This is a genomic window from Lentzea sp. DG1S-22 (assembly GCF_036321065.1).
GTDB classification, from domain to species: Bacteria; Actinomycetota; Actinomycetes; order Mycobacteriales; family Pseudonocardiaceae; genus Lentzea; species Lentzea jiangxiensis.
Genome location: NZ_CP143276.1, coordinates 3,461,782 through 3,479,107 on the forward strand (window position 1 = coordinate 3,461,782; position 17,326 = coordinate 3,479,107).

General features: G+C 69.8%; 16 protein-coding genes. 9 read left to right on the forward strand and 7 right to left on the reverse strand.

Features of this window, described 5'->3' with window-relative positions; translation table 11 throughout:
* The first annotated feature begins 2 nt into the window (after positions 1-2).
* Complete coding sequence (gene asnB / locus V1227_RS15275; RefSeq protein WP_329793217.1) at positions 3-1,826, forward strand: asparagine synthase (glutamine-hydrolyzing); 1,824 nt, start codon at positions 3-5, stop codon at positions 1,824-1,826.
* A gap of 156 nt (positions 1,827-1,982) precedes the next feature.
* Positions 1,983-3,206, forward strand: coding sequence for an MFS transporter (locus tag V1227_RS15280; RefSeq protein WP_329793218.1), 1,224 nt, complete (start codon positions 1,983-1,985; stop codon positions 3,204-3,206).
* On the opposite strand, the gene V1227_RS15285 is transcribed toward V1227_RS15280, so the two are convergent.
* A complete protein-coding gene (locus V1227_RS15285) occupies positions 3,178-4,023 on the reverse strand; it encodes a glycosyltransferase (RefSeq protein ID WP_329793219.1) in 846 nt (281 codons plus the stop codon). The two genes, V1227_RS15280 and V1227_RS15285, sit on opposite strands and share 29 nt — an antisense overlap.
* 109 nt (positions 4,024-4,132) lie before the next feature.
* On the opposite strand from V1227_RS15285, the gene V1227_RS15290 reads away from it, so the two are divergent.
* From V1227_RS15290 to V1227_RS15300, 3 genes are read left to right on the forward strand one after another with little or no spacing between them, the layout of a single operon-like run.
* Complete coding sequence (locus V1227_RS15290; RefSeq protein ID WP_329793220.1) at positions 4,133-5,158, forward strand: glycosyltransferase; 1,026 nt, start codon at positions 4,133-4,135, stop codon at positions 5,156-5,158.
* Entirely contained in the window at positions 5,155-6,603 is a 1,449-nt protein-coding gene (locus V1227_RS15295; RefSeq protein WP_329793221.1) for a lipopolysaccharide biosynthesis protein, read from the forward strand. Before V1227_RS15290 ends, V1227_RS15295 begins: the two co-directional genes overlap by 4 nt.
* A complete protein-coding gene (locus V1227_RS15300) occupies positions 6,600-7,793 on the forward strand; it encodes a rhamnosyltransferase WsaF family glycosyltransferase (protein WP_329793222.1) in 1,194 nt (397 codons plus the stop codon). Before V1227_RS15295 ends, V1227_RS15300 begins: the two co-directional genes overlap by 4 nt.
* Here V1227_RS15300 and V1227_RS15305 read toward each other — a convergent pair.
* Positions 7,786-8,751 carry a TolB family protein gene (locus V1227_RS15305; protein ID WP_329793223.1) on the reverse strand — a complete coding sequence of 322 codons (966 nt, stop codon included), beginning with the start codon at positions 8,749-8,751 and terminating at the stop codon, positions 7,786-7,788. The two genes, V1227_RS15300 and V1227_RS15305, sit on opposite strands and share 8 nt — an antisense overlap.
* A gap of 137 nt (positions 8,752-8,888) precedes the next feature.
* Between V1227_RS15305 and V1227_RS15310 the strand changes: the two genes are divergently transcribed.
* Both V1227_RS15310 and V1227_RS15315 read left to right on the forward strand, forming a co-directional pair.
* Positions 8,889-9,743, forward strand: a complete 855-nt coding sequence (locus V1227_RS15310) for a hypothetical protein (protein WP_329793224.1) — start codon at positions 8,889-8,891, stop codon at positions 9,741-9,743.
* A complete protein-coding gene (locus V1227_RS15315; protein ID WP_329793225.1) occupies positions 9,725-11,050 on the forward strand; it encodes an O-antigen ligase family protein in 1,326 nt (441 codons plus the stop codon). Before V1227_RS15310 ends, V1227_RS15315 begins: the two co-directional genes overlap by 19 nt.
* Positions 11,051-11,075: 25 nt before the next feature.
* Here V1227_RS15315 and V1227_RS15320 read toward each other — a convergent pair whose 3' ends face one another.
* The 4 genes from V1227_RS15320 to V1227_RS15335 all read right to left on the reverse strand — a co-directional run bounded on the left by V1227_RS15320 (position 11,076) and on the right by V1227_RS15335 (position 13,462).
* Positions 11,076-11,624, reverse strand: a complete 549-nt coding sequence (locus V1227_RS15320) for an Imm1 family immunity protein (protein WP_329793226.1) — start codon at positions 11,622-11,624, stop codon at positions 11,076-11,078.
* A complete protein-coding gene (locus V1227_RS15325; RefSeq protein ID WP_329793227.1) occupies positions 11,621-12,031 on the reverse strand; it encodes a DddA-like double-stranded DNA deaminase toxin in 411 nt (136 codons plus the stop codon). The genes V1227_RS15320 and V1227_RS15325 overlap by 4 nt, the downstream gene beginning before the upstream one ends.
* A 428-nt stretch (positions 12,032-12,459) precedes the next feature.
* Positions 12,460-12,636: a DUF397 domain-containing protein gene (locus V1227_RS15330; RefSeq protein ID WP_329793228.1), complete on the reverse strand. Its 177-nt coding sequence runs from the start codon at positions 12,634-12,636 to the stop codon at positions 12,460-12,462.
* The gene (locus V1227_RS15335) at positions 12,611-13,462 is read right to left on the reverse strand and encodes a helix-turn-helix domain-containing protein (protein ID WP_329793230.1); all 852 of its coding nucleotides are present in this window, start codon (positions 13,460-13,462) and stop codon (positions 12,611-12,613) included. The genes V1227_RS15330 and V1227_RS15335 overlap by 26 nt, the downstream gene beginning before the upstream one ends.
* A 176-nt stretch (positions 13,463-13,638) precedes the next feature.
* Here V1227_RS15335 and V1227_RS15340 point away from each other — a divergent pair, with 176 nt between their 5' ends.
* Positions 13,639-14,817, forward strand: coding sequence for an HNH endonuclease signature motif containing protein (locus tag V1227_RS15340; RefSeq protein ID WP_329793231.1), 1,179 nt, complete (start codon positions 13,639-13,641; stop codon positions 14,815-14,817).
* Between the two features lie 98 nt (positions 14,818-14,915).
* A complete protein-coding gene (locus tag V1227_RS15345) occupies positions 14,916-15,653 on the forward strand; it encodes a maleylpyruvate isomerase family mycothiol-dependent enzyme (protein WP_329793232.1) in 738 nt (245 codons plus the stop codon).
* 1 nt (position 15,654) lies between these two features.
* Here V1227_RS15345 and V1227_RS15350 read toward each other — a convergent pair whose 3' ends face one another.
* On the reverse strand, positions 15,655-17,226 hold the full coding sequence (locus V1227_RS15350; RefSeq protein WP_329793234.1) for a hypothetical protein: 1,572 nt from the start codon (positions 17,224-17,226) through the stop codon (positions 15,655-15,657).
* Between the last annotated feature and the right edge of the window lie 100 nt (positions 17,227-17,326).

Here is a 17,326-nt window from a genome sequence, read left to right on the forward strand (position 1 = left end):
CCATGTGCGGCATCGCAGGCATCAGGCGGTTCGACGGCGCGCCCGTCTCCCGCCAGCTGCTCGCCGAGATGGCGAAGCGGCTGCACCACCGCGGCCCCGACGACAGCGGTTTCTTCTCCGACGGCTCGATCGGCCTCGCGCACACCCGGCTCTCGATCATCGACCTGGCCGGGTCGCCGCAGCCGATGGCGGGCGCGTCCGGCACGACGCAGATCGCGTTCAACGGCGAGATCCTGAACTACCGGCAGCTGCGGACCCAGCTCGGCTACCCGTTCCGCACGAACGGCGACACCGAGGTGCTGCTCGCGCTGTACGAACAGCACGGCGCCGCCGGTGTCTCGCGGCTGCGCGGGCAGTTCGCGTACGCGATCCACGACGCGGCCACCGGTGAGACGCACCTGTTCCGCGACCGGCTCGGCATCCTGCCGCTCTACTACTACGCGGACTCGTCGATGTTCGCGTTCGCGTCGGAGATCAAGGCGCTGCTGCCCGCGATAGGCGCCGCCGCGGTCGACCACGAGTCGCTGCACGACTACCTGGCGCACCGCAGCGTGCCCGCGCCGTACACGCTCGTGCGCGGCGTCCGGAAGGTGCCGCAGGGCCACCACCTGGTCGTGACCGCCTCGGGCGATGTGCGCGTCGAGCCGTACTGGGAGCTGCCGCGCGAGTCCGAGATCCGCTCGGTGACGCCCGCCGAGGCCGTCCGCCTGGTCGAGGAGGCCCTCACGGCGTCGGTGCGCGACGCGCTGGTCGCGGACGTGCCCGTCGGCGCGTACCTCTCCGGCGGCGTGGACTCGTCGCTGATCACGGCCCTGGTCGCGCGTGAACGGGGTGACGCGGAGCTGCACACGTTCTCCGCGGGCTTCGGCGACCCGCGCGTCGACGAGCTGCACTGGGCCGAGAAGGTCGCGGGCCTCGTCGGCAGCGTGCACCACAACGTGGTCGTGACGGCCGACGACTTCCGCGACAGCTGGGCCAAGCTCTCCTGGCACCGCGACGCGCCCCTGTCCGAACCGGCCGACGTGGCCGTCTTCCGCCTGGCCGAACTGGCCCGCCGCGACGTCAAGGTCGTGCTGTCCGGAGAGGGCAGCGACGAGCTGTTCGGCGGCTACCCGAAGTACCGCTTCGCGCTGCCGACCCGCCTGGCCGGCGCCGCGCCCTCGTTCGCCCTGAGGCGCCTGGAGAAGGCGCTGCCGGCTTCGAAGGCGCGCATGGGCATCGCCTTGCGCGCGCTGGCCGAGCCCTCGTACGCCGAACGCATGCGCGGCTGGTTCGCACCCTTCACGGTGTCCGAACGGGCAGCGTTGCTGGGCGGCCCGGCCACGCGTTCGGTGCTGGCGCCCTACGTCGACGGCCGCGGGGACGCGTTGCGGCGCATGCTCTACGCCGACTCGCACACCTGGCTCGCCGACAACCTGCTGGAGCGCGGCGACCGCATGTCGATGGCCGCGTCCCTGGAGCTGCGCCCCCCGTTCCTGGACCACCGCGTCGCCGAGCTCGCGTTCTCGCTGCCGAGCAATGTCAAGGTGCGCGGCGGCACGACCAAGTGGGTCGTGAAGGAGGTGGCGCGCCGGCACCTGCCGGCCGACGTCGTCGACCGCCCCAAGTCGGGCTTCAAGGTGCCGCTCGACGCGTGGTTCCGCGACGGCCTGCGGGACATGGCCTACGACCTGCTGACCGGGCCCACGTCGTTCGTGGGCAAGACCTTCGACCGGGCGGCGGTGCGTGCGCTGCTCGACGACCACGACTCGGGTGACCGCAACGAGCAGCCGCGCATCTGGACGCTGTTGTCGCTCGAAGTGTGGCACCAGACGCTGGCGTGGTGAGCGGCGTGGGGGCGGCCGCGACACGGACGGCGGCCGCGGACGCCACTCCGCTCCCGCGGGGCAACCGGGACTTCGCGATGGCGCAGCCACGTCCCGGCCGCGCGCCGGCGCACCTCGCTCCTCGCACCACCGACACCCCGGGCAGGTAGGTCTCCCATGTACGTCGCCTCCTCCCGCCCCGGCAAGGCGGACTTCCGCAAGCGGTTGCCGAGCACGGTCTTCGCCCTCGGCACGGTGAGCCTGCTGACCGACGTCTCCGCCGAGATGATCACGGCGTTCCTGCCCGTCTACCTGCTCTTCACGCTCCAGCTGGGCTACGCGCAGTTCGGCCTGCTGGACGGCATCTACACGGGTGCCACGGCGGTGCTCCGGCTGGTCGGCGGCGGAGTCTCGGACAAGTTCCGCAAGCCCAAGGCCGTCGCGGCGGCGGGGTACGGGCTGTCGGCGGCCACCAAGGTGTTCTTCCCGCTGGTCGGCGCGTCGGCGTTCGGCATCGGTGCGCTGATGGCCGCCGACCGCGCGGGCAAGGGCATCCGGACCGCCCCCAGGGACGCGATGATCTCGCTCGCCACGCCCGAGGACCGGCTGGGTGCGGCGTTCGGGGTGCACCGGAGCATGGACACGTTCGGCGCGCTGCTGGGACCCCTGATCACCTTCCTGCTGCTCGCGCAGATCGGGATGGTGCCGGGGCCGATCTTCGCCGTGTCGGCGGCGTTCGCGGTCATCGGGTTGATCGTGCTGATCTCGTTCGTGCGGGAGCCCAAGACCGGGCAGCCGAAAGGGCCGCGGCCGTCGTTCAAGGCGGGGCTGAACCTGCTCACCGACCGGAGTTTCCGGCGCACCACGATCTCCGCCGGCCTGCTGGGCCTCGCGACGATCTCGGACGCGTTCGTCTACGTGCTGGTGCAGAAGGCCACCGGCATCTCGCTGGGCTACCTGCCCCTGCTCCCGCTCGGCACGGCGGTCGTCTTCCTCGCGGCCGCCGCGCCGCTCGGGAAGCTCTCGGACAGGCTCGGCCGGTGGCGGATGTTCCTCGTCGGGCACGGGTTGCTGCTGGGCGTGTACGCGCTGCTGTTCATCCCCGAGGGCGGGATGGGCGTGGCGATCGCCGCACTGCTGCTGCACGGGCTGTTCTACGCAGCAACGGACGGGGTGCTGTCGGCCAAGGTGAGCGAGACGGCGCCGGAGTCGCTGCGGGCGAGCGGCCTGTCCGTCGTGCAGACGGGGCAGGCGCTGGGCCGTCTCGTCTCGTCTGTCGCGTTTGGACTACTTCTGCAGTACTCCAGCTTCGGGACCAGCGTCACGGTGGCGCTGGCAGCACTCACCGTGACACTCATCGTGGCTTACGGGACTAACCGCGAGCAGCCAGCTTCTGCTTGATCTTCTCGAAGCCGCCCTTGCCCAGCACCTTCATCGCCGCGTTCTTCGCGGCCACGCGCCCGGAGTCGCGCACGAACCGGATCGGCTGGTCGATGAGCCGGTCCTGCGCGACGGCCAGCGAGCCCGGCTCCGGCACGTCGTCCAGCGACGCGCCGAAGGCGGCGCGGTAGGGCGCGGGCGAGACGAGACGGCCGCGGGTGCGGTTCGAGACGTTGCCGCCGTGCACGACCTGCAGCCAGCCGGGGGCGCCGCCCAGCTCGACGACCGGGAAGTGCAGGTGCATCCGGTTGTGCCAGTGCGCCCAGCACGTCACCGGCTCGTCCCACGACTCGCGGACCGACACGAACGCGTTGTGCCGGTCGACGCGGTGGTAGAGGCCGCCCGGCGACTTGATCAGGCCGTTCACCAGGTAGTACGCCGCCGTGGTCGTCGGGCGGGGTGCGGCGCAGAGGCGTTCGACGAAGTCGACGGCGAGGCCGTCGTCGTTGTCGAGGTTCGTGGTGATGAGCTCGGAGCTCGTCCGGGAGAAGAGCGACCGGATGTCCGACCTCAGCTCTTCCCGCGAGACCTCCGCGCGGTAAACGGGCGTGTACGCGTCACCGTGCGAGGCGATCTTGTCCTTGAGCCATCGCGGTGATTCGGGGTCGAAGTAGATGAGCCACCGCGTCCGTTCGTCCGTCTGCGCCAGCACCGACGGCAGGCAGTAGCGCTCGAACAGGGCGACGCGCTCGGTCAGCCACCCCTCCTTCGCCCGGACGTAGCTCTCGGCGCCCTTCGAAGGCAGGTTGAAGCGCGTCAGGATGACGTGGTCGGCCATGACTCCCCTTACTCCGGTCACCCCTTCATCGCCCGGCGCCCCCGAAACGTTGCGGCGCTAACGAATGCCCGGCGGTACCGATACTCAGGTTGTGCCAACGCTTCCCACAGTGGACGTCGTGATCCCCTGCTACAACTACGCCCACTTCCTGCCGGCCTGCGTCCGCAGCGTCCTCGACCAGCCGGGCGTCGACGTGCGCGTGCTCGTGATCGACGACACGTCGTCGGACGACACGCCCGAGGTGATGGCCGAGCTGATGGCCGCCGACAAGCGCGTCGAGGGGTACCGGCACGAGGTGAACAAGGGGCACATCGCCACCTACAACGAGGGGCTGCTGGACTGGGCGAGCGCCGACTACACGGTGCTGCTGTCCGCGGACGACCTGCTGGCGCCGGGAGCGTTGCAGCGCGCGGCCGGGGTCTTCGAGCAGAACCCCGAGGTGGGCATGGTCTACGGCCGCGTCGTGTACTACAGCGACCACAACGCGTTGCCGAGGGTGACGCAGCTCCCGGTCACGTCGAAGGTGTGGCGCGGCGAGGAGTGGATCGAGAACCGCTTCCGCAGCAGCCGCAACGTGATCTCCTCGCCGGAGGTCGTGGTGCGGACGAAGGTCCAGCAGAAGGTCGGCGGCTACCGCCCGGACCTCCCCCACGCGGGTGACCTGGAGATGTGGCTGCGCATCGCGGCCGTGTCGGACATCGGCTACGTCAGCGGCAAGCCCGGCGCGTACTACCGCGTGCACGAGAACTCCATGATGCGCACGACGTTCAAGTCGGTGTTCGCCGACCTGGAGCAGCGCCGGGACGTGTTCGACCTCGTGCTGGAGCAGAACCCCGGCCTGCCGGCGCGGCTGGGGACGCTGGCGCACAGGGCGATCGCGGGAGACGCGCTCTGGCGCGCGGTGCGGCTGCACGACCGCGACCAGCTCGACGGCACCGAGGAGGAACTGCTCGGCTTCGCGCGCGAGACCTACCCGGCGCTCGAGGAGCTGCCGGAGTACCGGGCGCTGCTGCGGCGCAAGAGGTTCAGCCCGCGTTTCCTGAACCGCACGCAGCTCTTCCTCGCGCCGCACGCCTGCAAGAGGGCGAAGCTGTGGATCGGGACGCAAAAGTGGAAGTGGCGGGGCGAGTGGTGACGACGGAGCAGGACACCGGCAAGCTGGAGAACAAGGTCTCCTCGGCGATCCGGTGGAGCGCGGTCAACTCGCTCCTGCAACGCCTCGCCGCCGTCGGCATCAGCGTCCTGCTGGCCCGCCTGATCGCCCCCGAGCAGTTCGGCGTCTTCGCGGTCGCCCTGGTCGTGCTCAACATCGTGCTGAGCGTGTCCGAGCTCGGTGTGAGCGCCGCCCTGGTCCGCCACAACGGGCCGGTCGACGAGATGGCGCCGACCGTCACGACGCTGTCGCTCGCGTCCGGCACGCTGCTGGCGCTGATCTGCTTCCTCGGCGCGCCGTGGTTCTCGGGCGCCATGGACGCGCCGGAGGCCACGGGCGTCATCCAGCTCATGTCGGTCGCGCTCGTCATCGCCGGCGCCACCGCGGTGCCGGGCGCGATGATGCAGCGCGACTTCCGGCAGGACCACAAGTTCTACGCCGACACGGCCGCCTTCGTCATGGGGACGGCCGTCGCGGTCGTGCTGGCGGTCATGGGCTTCGGCGCGTGGAGCCTCGCGTGGCAGCGGATCGCGCAGAACCTCTCCGCCGCGGTCATCATGTTCTGGCTCACCGAGGACCGCTTCCGGCCGGGGTGGAACTCCGCGCAGGCGAAGGAGCTGCTGGCGTTCGGGCTGCCGCTCGCCGGGTCGAGCCTGCTGATCTTCGGCGTGATGAACGTCGACTACATCGTCGTCGGCGCGCTGCTCGGCACCGTGCCGCTCGGCTTCTACCTGCTGGCCTTCAACCTCGCGAGCTGGCCCGTGGCGGCTTTCTCCGCGCCGGTCCGCAGCGTCTCGCTGGCCGCGTTCTCGAAGGTCCGCGAGGACCCGGACCTGTTCCAGCGGTCGTTCGGGCGCGCACTGGGCCTCCTGGCGCTCGTCACGGTGCCCGCGTGCGTGCTGCTGGCCGCCCTGGCCGAGCCGCTCGTCCGGGTCGTCTACGGCGAACGCTGGGCTCCGGCCGCGGCAGCGCTCGCGCTGCTGGTGCTGCTCGGTGCGGTCCGGGTCGCGCTGGAGCTCGGCTACGACTTCCTCGCGTCCGCCGGGCGGTCGCGAGCGATCCTCGTCATCCACCTGGTGTGGCTGGGCGCGCTCGTGCCGTTGCTGGCACTGGGAGCGCACCTCGACGGCATCCGCGGGGTCGCGGCGGCGCACGTCGTGGTCGCCGTCCTGGTCATCACGCCCGCGTACCTGTTCACCTTCAGGTCCTACGGCATCCGCGCCGGGGCGCTCGGCGCGCGGCTGCTGCGGCCGTTCCTCGGCGGCGTGCTGATGGTCGCGGTCGTGATCGCGGTCCGGAACGTGGTCGACAGCGAACTGGTGCAGATCCTCGTCGGCGGTGCGCTGTCGTGCCTCGCCTACGCGCTCGTGGTGTTCCCGATGCGACACGAAATCATTGCGGTGCTGCGGAAGAGGGCCGGCGCGTGAGACGTCTGAGGCAGGTCACGAAGATCGTCCGCGAGCAGGGGCCGAAGCGGCTCGGCGTGCGGCTGCTGACCGCGGCGACCCGCCGGCTCGGCGCCGAGGGCGAGGAGCTGCCCGTGCGCGTGGAGGACGTCCGCAGGGCCGACGTCGAGGTGCGCAAGCCCGTGGTCGTCCCGCCGATCCCCGCGGACGGCAGGCTGACGGTCAACTGGGTCACCACTCCCCCGTCGAAGGGCTCCGGCGGCCACACCACCCTGTTCCGGCTCATCCGGCACCTGGAGTCGCTCGGCCACACGTGCAAGCTCTACCTGTACGACACGTTCGGCAACACGGTCGCGGACCTCGAACCCGGCATCCGCGCCGCGTTCCCGTTCTTCCGCGGTCCGATCCACGACGTGACGGACGGGATGGCGGACGCGCACGCGGTGTTCGCGACGGCGTGGATCACCGCGTACCCGGCGTTCAACGACCCGTGCAAGGGCAAGAGGTTCTACCTCGTGCAGGACTACGAACCGTGGTTCTACCCGCAGGGCGGCCTCTACACGCTGGCGGAGAACACGTACCGGATGGGCATGCACGGCTTCACCGCCGGGCGGTTCCTCGCGGACAAGGTCCTCGACGACCACGGCATGCCGGCCGACCACTTCGACTTCGGCTGCGACGCCGACCGGTACCGGCTCGGCGGCGAGAAGCGCGACGGCATCGTCTTCTACGCGCGGCGCAAGGCACCGCGCAGGGCGTTCGAGCTCGGCGTGCTCGCGCTGGAGGTCTTCGCCGAGAAGCACCCCGACCTGAAGATCCACGTCTACGGCGAGAAGATCGGGCAGCTCGGGCCCCAGTTCGTCGACCACGGCCTCGTCACGCCCGACGACCTCAACGCCATCTACAACCGCTGCTTCGCCGGGCTGTCGCTGTCGATGACCAACGTCTCACTCGTGCCGCACGAGATGCTCGCCGCCGGATGCATCCCCGTGGTGAACGACGCGCACTTCAACCGCGTAGTCCTGGACAACGACCACGTCCGGTACGCGACGCCCACCCCGCACTCATTGGCGCGCGCTTTGTCCGAAGTGGTCACAACGCCGGACTTCGACGCGGTCGCCCGTGCGGCCGCGTCCAGTGTGGAGGGACGTTCTTGGGATGCGGCAGGACACGAGCTCGAAAAGGTGCTCCGCCGCGAGCTCGCTACGTAACCGGGGACGGCGAGGTGGCTTCCGGGACCAGCACCCGCGCGGGCTGCGAGCCGTCGGCGGGGGCGACGTGAACCGCGGGCAGCCTGGCGTCCCTCGGCACGGCGGCGAACGCGACCTCGGTCCCGCTCAGCCACGTCGTCTGGTCGTCGATGCCTGCGGTGCCGGGCAGCCGCTTCTCCGTGCCGGAGGCCAGGTCGAGCACCGCGAGGTCCCACGGGCCGAGACGGCCGATGCGCTTCTTGTACGCGACCTTGGTGCCGTCCGGGGACAGCGAGGGGCACTCGGCATCGCGGCGCAGCGACGTCACGGACCTCGTGCCGAGATCACCTTTGACCAGCCAGGTGAACCCGCCGCTCGCCAGGGTGGCGTAGAAGGTCCTGTCGTCGGAAGCCACCGTCAGGCCCCAGTAGTTGACGTCACTCGCGGTGAGCGGGGCACCCTCCACAGTGGCGGCGAAGTGCTCCAGCGACTCGGCCGTCTCCCCCGTGCGCAGGTCGTGGAAACCGGTGCGGGTGGAGAAGCCGCCGGGCACCGAGTACGAGTCGCCCGTGACGAAACTGGTCCACGACACCACGTTGCCGGAGTGCGAGACCTTCGCGCGGCTCGGGATGCCGGGCAGCGGGATCGACTTCACCGGCTTGCCGCCGCGGCTCACCTCGGCGGTGTAGGACGGGCCGGGACCGGAGAGCTTGAGGCACACGCTGGTGCCGGCCGCGGAGTAGAACCGCTGGCAGACGAGCTCCGTCGGGGTGCGGGAACCGCTGCCGGCGAGCTTCTCGACCCGGTTCTGCCCACCGGCGAGGTCGACGAACAACAGGTCGCCGGCCTCGGCCCGCGACACCTGCTCGGTGCCCGCCGGGTTGTCCGCCTCACCGGCCGACGAGACGACGTAAGCCGTTGTTCCGCCGATGACCACGAGAATGGCCGCGACGGTCACGGTCAGTCGTCCTGCGCGCATGCTGCCTCCTGGGTTCCCTTCCTCCATCGCCCGACAGCTACGGCCTGTAACAGTTGGCAGCTCACCCCGATTTTCCTGGTGGGCGATACCCTACGAGCAGTGCGATCGCAAGACCGAGCCGCGGATCGGGGACTTTGATGGACTTCTGGGGAACCGTACGAGTGCTGCGGCGGCGGTGGTACATCGCCCTGCCCGCAGTGCTGATCACGGGCATCCTCGCGCTGTACGTCTACGTCACGGTGCCCACGCGGTACGAGTCGAGCGGCGTGCTGGTCCTCACCTCCCCCGCGGCCGGCGGCCGGTACTCGGAGAAGACCAAGCCCGAGGACGTGGTGCGGGTCAACCCGCTGCTGCAGTTCGACGGCAGCCTCACGACCACCGCGCAGATCCTCACGCAGATCCTCGGCGACCCGAAGACCGCGGAGGAGCTGGCGGGCAAGGACTCCACGGCCGTCTACACCGCGAACACCGGTCCCGTCGGCGGTCCGCTGCTGTTCATCTCGACCGAGGCCGACTCGGCGCAGGACGCCGAGGGCCTCGTCGCCAAGGTGCTCGAGAAGACCGTCGCCGAGCTGGCGGCGCAGCAGAAGGCGTTGAGCGCGCCCGAGCAGACGTTCATCACCGCGCAGATCCTGGTGAAGCCGACGACCGCGTCGGCCAAGATCGGCGGCAAGGTCCGCTACGTCGGCGCGGCCACGGTCGTGTTGCTGCTGCTGACGATCGCCTCCACGTTCGCCGCCGACTCGGTCCTGCTGCGGGCCCGGCGCCGCGAGGAGGGCAAGGACGGCAAGGAGTCCGGCGCAGCGCCACCGTCCGAGAAGGACACCACGCCGCCCGCGACGCCCCCGGTCCGGCCGCAGCCCCAGGGCAACGGCCGAGGCGGCCCGCCGCAGCGCCCCGCGCCGCAGGGCGTGCCGAACGCGCACCAGAAGACCGTCATCATCGCCGCCCCCAAGCCTCCAGCAGACCCGGCATGGCCGAAAGAAGACTGACCGCCCAACGTGCCGACGGCGCCACTCTGCTGATCTTCTACATGGTGGCGCTGCTCGTCGTCCCGGCCCGGTTCACGATCGCGTTCGTCCCGATCACGCTGCCGCCCGCGCTGTTCGTGGCGATGTGCCTCGCGGTCCTGTGGTTCGCCGCGCACCTGGTCGACCACCTGTCGATGGCCAAGGGCCGCAACGCCGTCCGCACGGTCCTCGCGATCTACGTGGTGCTGCACCTGTCGACGTACGCCCTCGCGACCCGGCGCTACCTGCCGGCCGACGAGCTGTCGGTGTCGGACTCGGCGCTGATCAGGATCGTGTCGATGGCGGCGCTCGCGGTCTTCGTGTGCGACGCGGTGCGCACCGGGGAGAGGCTGAGCCGCGCCCTGCGGGTCATGGTCGCGTGCCTGACGGTCAGCGCGTTCGTCGGCCTGTTCCAGTTCGGCCTGGGCCTCGACCTCGCGTCGTACATCTCGCTGCCGGGCCTGCGCGTGCAGGACAACGGCTACTCGGCGCTCGAGTCGCGGTCGATCTTCTTCCGCCCCGCCGGCACGGTGAACCACCCGATCGAGTTCGGCCTGGTCTGCGTGCTCGGCGTGCCGTTCGCCGCGCACTTCGTGTTCCGGGCCAAGGACCGCGGCGAACCCGTCGGCCGCTGGTGGCTCGCCCTGTCGCTGCTCGCGCTGATGTCGATCCTGTCGCTCTCGCGCACCGCGATCCTCGGCCTGGTCATCACCGGCGTCGTGATGGCGGTCCTGCTCCCCCGCGAACGCGGCCTGCCCCTGCTCGGCGTCGGCGCGGTGTTCCTCGGCGGCGCCTCGATCGTCGTCCCCGGCCTGTTCGGCACGGTGACCTCGATGTTCTCCAACATCGAGGACGACCCGTCGTTCCAGGGCCGCACCAAGGACTACGACGGCGCCTGGCTGGAGATCGCCAAGCACCCGTGGCTCGGCCGCGGGTTCGGCACGTTCCTGCCCTCGAAGTACACGATCCTCGACAACCAGTACCTGCTGACGATGATCGAGAACGGCTACCTCGGCCTGGTCGGCTTCGTGCTGCTGTTCCTGGGCGGCATCTTCGCGGCACTGCGGGCCCGCGCGCTCTCGCGCGACGAGAACGTGCGCGGGATCGCCATGTGCCTCGTCGCCTCGCTGCTGACGTCCGCGCTGGGCGCCGCGACGTTCGACGAGCTGGCGTTCAGCGTGGCCACCGGCATGACGTTCATGCTGATCGGCGTGTCCGGGGCGTTGCTGCGCATCGCCAGGCAGGAGGCCGCCGCCAGGAAGGCGGCCGAGGTCAGTCCAGCCAGCTGAGCAGGCCGCGCCAGGCGGTGGTGGTTCAGAAGACGTCTGACTCCTGCCAGTCCACACATGTGGGCCGCATGCCTGTTTCGGCCAACTCCTTGAGCGCCTCGCACAGTTCCTCCCACGAGATGGCAGCATCAGCGGGGAATCGCGTACGGGTGTCGAAGTCCACGAACAGATCGACTTCGTGACCGTCTGCCTGCCGAACAGTTGCAGGCCGTGCTCGCGGGCCCTTCGTGACCCAGGCCCGCATCACGCCTCCGGGTGTTTCCTCGGCTGTGCCGTGCCCCTCGGCGTTCACCTTGTCCCGATCGTCAGCCGGCAAGAAATCGGGCACGCCCATCGCGTGGATCGCGGCAACACGGCGAGGTACGTCGAGGTCGAACTTGAGCTGGTGGTCCGGCAGGCTCAGGGGGCCACCGAGAGTGGGACGGTCCTTCACGCAGACCACCGTCGGATGGAACTGCTTGTACGCGAACACCTCGCCGAGGACGCGTTCGAGATCGGCGCTCGACTCCACGGTGACGGGATCGTCCGCATCACTCGTTCCGGTGAAGTACCAGAAGTCGAGAGCGTGCTTCACCTTGTGCTCCTGCCGTGGAACGTACGGGTCTTCATCGGATCATGCACCGTCATGGACTGTCCGGGTTTCAGGATGAAGGGTAGGAGGTTCCTGCAGGAGTAGGGACCAGCGCACATCGGGAAGTTGACGACCAGGTCGACGTGCGTGTCGCCACTGTTGCGCAGGCGCCATGCCACCTTGCCCTCCACGTGCTCGCCGGTGGTGACCCCTGCCTGGCCCGATTGGTGGGAAGCCTTCGGCACGCAGGTGTTCAGCGATCGCGTGGTGCTCCCCCATGCATCCTGGCCGCTTTGAACCACGTCGGAGTTGCCATCGGAGTCCCGGTAAAACCCGCTGGTGACGTAGGCGGGAAGCTGTTCTCTCTGCCGTTCGGCCCACGTCGGCTCCAGGGGCGTACGTGCCGCCACGGTCGGTACCGTGGTCGCTGATGGAGGCGCCGACTGCCCAGGAAGCGCCGGTTGCAGCGCGGAGCCGACACCCCGAAGGGTCTCGCGGTACGACTCGACTCGTCGACACCCCATAGCGATGATCTCTGACAGTTCAGCAACCCGATTGGCCGCCTCCGACCACGCCTGAACCGCCAGGGTGAACTCGTCTTCGAGGTGGTCCGCCCCCGCATGACCTCGGTCAGCAGCTTCGCCGCCTCGTCGGCAAGACCTCCCGCCCGCAGCAAGGCGGCGTTCGTCTCATCGGCCTTGTTCAAGACGCGATCAAGCCCGTCGGCGATCTCTTCGAACGTCGCCACGCGCACCCCGTCACCCCACGAATCGGGGCCTCCGCTGACCGATGCCAGCGGATAGCCGGACGGAGGCCGCCGCCAGGAAGGCGGCCGAGGTCAGTCCAGCCAGCTGAGCAGGCTGTGCCAGGCGGTGGCGGAGAACGCGAGGACGTCACCGCTCGCGTTCTTCGAGTCCCGCACCAACGCGTCCTGGGCGAGGGAGACCTCGACGCAACTGCTGTCCCCCGTGCCACCGCTGAAGCTGCTCTTACGCCAGATCCGCTCGTCGGTCATGTGGGTCCTCCCCGAGTCCGCTGACGTAGGCCGCCAGCACACTCCGAGATTGTTCCTCATCCAACGCGACCGCATCCAACCGCGAGATCAGCTTCCTGGTGGCCGTCACGGCCGACGTGTCCTGCGCGAACACCTTGGCCAGGTCGGATTCCGTGTAAGCCAGCGGTGACGCCTTGCCGAACTCGAACAGCGTGATCATCGACTGGAGGGCGAGACCTACCGCGCTCGCAGGGATGATCCGCACGATGTGGGCGTTGAACAGCAGCCGCAGGTACTGGTCCTCCATGATCTTGGCGTCTCCGATCCGCATCCGCAGCGCCAGTTCGTGCACGAAGAAGACGCATTCGGGACGGTACGGCCGCCGCCAGATCGCCTGCCGCTCCATGCGCAGCGCGACGAACCCGGCGATGTCGTCCAGCGACTCGTGGCCGGTCTCGAGGAACATGGCGCGGGCGTACGCCTCCGTCTGCAACAGGCCGGGGATCGCCAGGATCTCGTACACGTACATCTTCGTGGCCATGGCCTCGACCATGGCCAGCGTGCGCAGATTCGTCGGTACCTGGGCGAAGTAGAGGTCGAACGCGTGCCGGTACCGGCTGGTGAAGTCGAGCAGGTAGTCGAGGTCTTTGCCGCACGTCGCGAGGTACTGGGCCAGGTCGATCTCGGACGCGCGGGCTTTGCCCGTCTCGATGTTCGAGACCTTGCTCGGATCCCACCCCAGCTGGGCGGCCATCGCGCGGCCCCCGAAACTGGTGCAGTTCTCGCGCAGCCTGCGCAGTTCGTCGCCCAGATCCCTGCTGTAGGCGGTGGAAGTGATCGCGGTCATGCTCTTGGACCGTATGCGTTGAAACCGCTCCAATGAACGGCTCGTTCGGGTGAAAACAGTCGGCGGTTACAGCGTCCGCGAGAGAGAGGCGATGCATACGGCGCCATAGGCCTGACCTGCACTTTCACCCCATCGTGGAATGGTTTTCGAACACGTGTTCATACCACGATGAACGCATGACAGCACTCGGCCTCGCCTCCCCGCTCGAGCTCTTGGAGGAGCTCAAGCGGAAGGTCCGCGCGCTGCGGCAGCTGCAGTTCCAGGTGGTGGAGGTGGTCGGTGCGCTCGACCAGCAGGACGCCGCCGAAACGTTGGGGCACAAGGATCTCATCGAGGTCTTCAAGCACGTGCTGCACTGGGGCCCGAAGGTCTCGCGCCGCACCCTCGCCCTGGCCAGGGCTCTGTGCCCCACCGTGACCCCGAGCGGAGCGAGGGTGGATCCCGTGCTGCCGCTGGCCGCCGCGGCGATGGCGGCGGGCACGCTGTCCGAGGAGCACGTCGAGGTCGTGGCCGAAGCGATGGCGGAACTGCCCGCCGTGGCCGAGGTCCACCTGGTCGAGTACGCACAGCACCACGAACCCCGCTCGGCCAAGGCGTTCTGCAGGGAACTCGCCTACCGCCTCGACCAAGACGGCCCGGCACCGGCCGAACCCGGGCCGACGCGTCCGCGCAACGTGGTGCGGCGTCAGTGGAAGGGCGGCCGATACCACCTCTTCGCCGACGTGGACGCCGAGACCGGCGCCAAGCTCGACGCGCTGATCGATCCGCTCGCGAAGCCGGAACCCTCAGACCTCCGCCACGCTCCGGAACGAGAAGGCGACGCGTTCTGCGAAGTCGTCGGCCTGGCCCTGCGCGCGAGTCGCCACCACCTCCGTGGCGGCGAGCGCGTGCAGCTCACCGTCACGCTCGACTACGAGAAGCTGCGCACGGGCATCGGCGCCGCCCGGCTCGACAACGGCGAGCGGATCCCGATGCACCAGGTCCGCAAGATCGCTTGTGACTGCGCCGTCATCCCGATGGTGCTGGGAACCCGCTCCCAGGTCCACGACGTGGGTCGCAGGACCAGGACCATCAACGCGGGGCTGCGCCGCGTGCTCGTGGCGAGGGACAGGGGTTGCACCTTCCCGGGCTGTACCCGCCCGCCCAGCCACTGCGAGGCCCACCACCTCCGGCACTGGGCCAACGGCGGTGAGACCAACCTGGACAACCTCACCCTGCTCTGCCGACGGCACCACGACCTGGTCCACCACTCGGACTGGGAACCCGAGATGGCCGGCGGCAGACCGGTCTTCCGTCCACCGGCCTTCGTCGACCCCGACCGAAGACCACGCCGGAACCGCATCAACGTCGCTTGATCCTCCGGCGCTACCAGCCGATGATCGCTGCCCAGCGATGATCACTGCCGACCGATAATCACTGTGCCGGGGTGGGGCCACGATGGTAGACAGCGCCCGTGCACACCCCCATGGCCTTCCCGGACCTGCTCCGCCTGATCGACGAACGCACCACCGCGTTCATCGCGGCGATCGACGACCTCGACGCACCGGTGCCCACCTGCCCGGGCTGGACGGTCTTCGACCTCGTGCAGCACCTGGGCGACGGCCGCCGCAAGTGGGCGGCGATCGTGGCCGCGGGACCGTCCGACACTCCCCCGGCCCGCACGCCCGTGGAGGCACCGCGAGAAGGCTTGGCGGAGTGGATGGCCGAGTCCACCGGGCTGTTGCTGACCGCGCTGGAGGCGGCCGGCCCGGACCAGGGGTGCTGGGGCTGGTGGGGTGACTCGCAGTCACCCCTGACCGTCGCCACCGCGGCCCGTCGCCAGCTCCACGAGATCGCCGCCCACACCTACGACGCACAACTCGCGGCAGGTGCGCCTGAACCCATCCCGGCGGAGATCGCGGTCGACGGCGTGGACGAGTTCCTGATGACCTGCTTCTCGACCTCCAGCCCGTGGCCGCACGAACCCGCCGTCGTCGACTACCGCATCACCGAGGGCGGGTCGTGGCGGATCTCGATGTCCGCGAACGGTGCCCGCGTCGTCGAGCCCGGGGACGGCGCGGCCGACGCCTCGGCTGAGGGGGCGGCCCACGACTTCCTGATGGTGTTCTACGGGCGGGGTTCGCTGGAGCCGTTGAAGCTGGACGGCGCCGTGCACGTGTTGGACCAGCTCGGGGCCTGGGTGCCGGCCTGAGTCAGTGGTGGGTGACGGTCGAGCGGCGGTGCACCAGACCCAGCCGCTCGGCCGTGGCAGCGCTGTCGATGCCAACCATGCCCACCGTCTTCTTCGGGTCGGAGGCGCACAACATCGCGATGACGTCGTCCGCCACCTCGACCGGATCGCGGCCGGCGACGTCGATGCCGTGCCGGAACGTCACCGACGGTTCGTCCCACGACGCGCCGGCCGGATACCGGAAATCCAGGACGGCGGCGTCGTGGACGTCCCGCGAGCTGCGGCAGTGGCCAGGTCCGCAGTCCCAGCGGCCGAGGATCGAGGGATCAGCCCTCAGCCGGTGCTCGACCAGCCGGGCCACCGTGCGGGCGGGCCACTCCCAGGAGCGGTCCGCCTCCGCCAGCGCCACCTCCCGGTCGTACTCCTCGGCGTCGAAGCGGAACTCGCCCGGCAGCCGATCGTTGTGCCTGGTCCACCGCCAGTCCTTCCACACCACCTCCGCGCCCTCTCGCACGATCGTGACGTACAGGTCGGTGCCGTCGTGATCGTCGAGGAGCACCTCCCGCGGCTCGTCGGTGGCCAGGAGGCGGCCGCCGTCGACGACCCGCTCCGGCCACCCGGAGAAGCCTCCCCCGAACAACGCCGCGCAGATCGGCTCGCGGTCGAGGAGGATCCTGGCTTCCACTCCACCGGTGGGTTCGGGCGCGCGGGTCGCGATCCGCACCGCGAACCGCTTCGACGGCATGCGCAGACCTGGGCTCTCGCGAAGCACCCACGCAGCGCGGCCGTCGTCCGCCGCTTGTTCCTCCAGCACGCTGCTCCAGCGCGACAGCACACTCCTGATCTCGCTCAGGAGACCGTCGCGCAGGTCGCGCACCACCACGGCCGCGTGTCCGGACACCAGCTCCTCCGCCAGGGAGCAGAGCAACACGGCGCGGTCCACTGTGGCCGGTCGGGTCGAGGCGAGCGCCACCCACCGCCTCAACGCCGTCGTGTCGTGCGGGTAGTAGCCGAACTCGGACGACAGGTCGTTGTGGCACATGTCGTACAAGCGTTTGCCCATGCGGTCCCACGACTCGTCGTCCACGTGCGCTCGGTCGAGCAACTGCACGCGCAAGTCGTGTTTGCCCGCCCTTTCGCGCACGTGCCTCATGTACCCCGACGAGTTCCGGCAGGCCCAGCGGCAGACGTCCGGATCCGGGTGCCCGCGCAGGGCTCCGCCCGCCTCGCCGCGGACGCCCGGTACTCGGTCGGCTACCCAGATGGCGTCGGTCTGCGCGCCGGGGATCGCCAGCAGCGCGCGAACGGCCTGGGGCGCCGCGAACTCGTGCTGTCCGAGGGTTCTGAGGAGCGGGATGTCGCTTTCGCGGGCCTGACCGGTCAGGAGCGCGAGTCCGATGAGGACCGCGCGCTGGTTCTCGCTCGTGAGCAGCCACCTGGCGGCGTTCACCAGGCGCGGCGAGCGCTCTGGGGCCAGTTCGCGCAGCACGGCTCGCACGTCGTGGTCGTAGAACGCGAGTCGCGTGCACCTGTCGTGCAGGGTGTCGGCTGAGGTCGCCGTGTCGGTGGTGACTTCCCGCAAAAGTGCGGTCAACGCCCGCCGGCGTTCTTCGGACCCCTGCTCGAGGAGGTCCGGCCATTCGCGCCTCACCGGGCGGGGTGGAACTCGATTCGCTCGATCATGCCGCCACTGT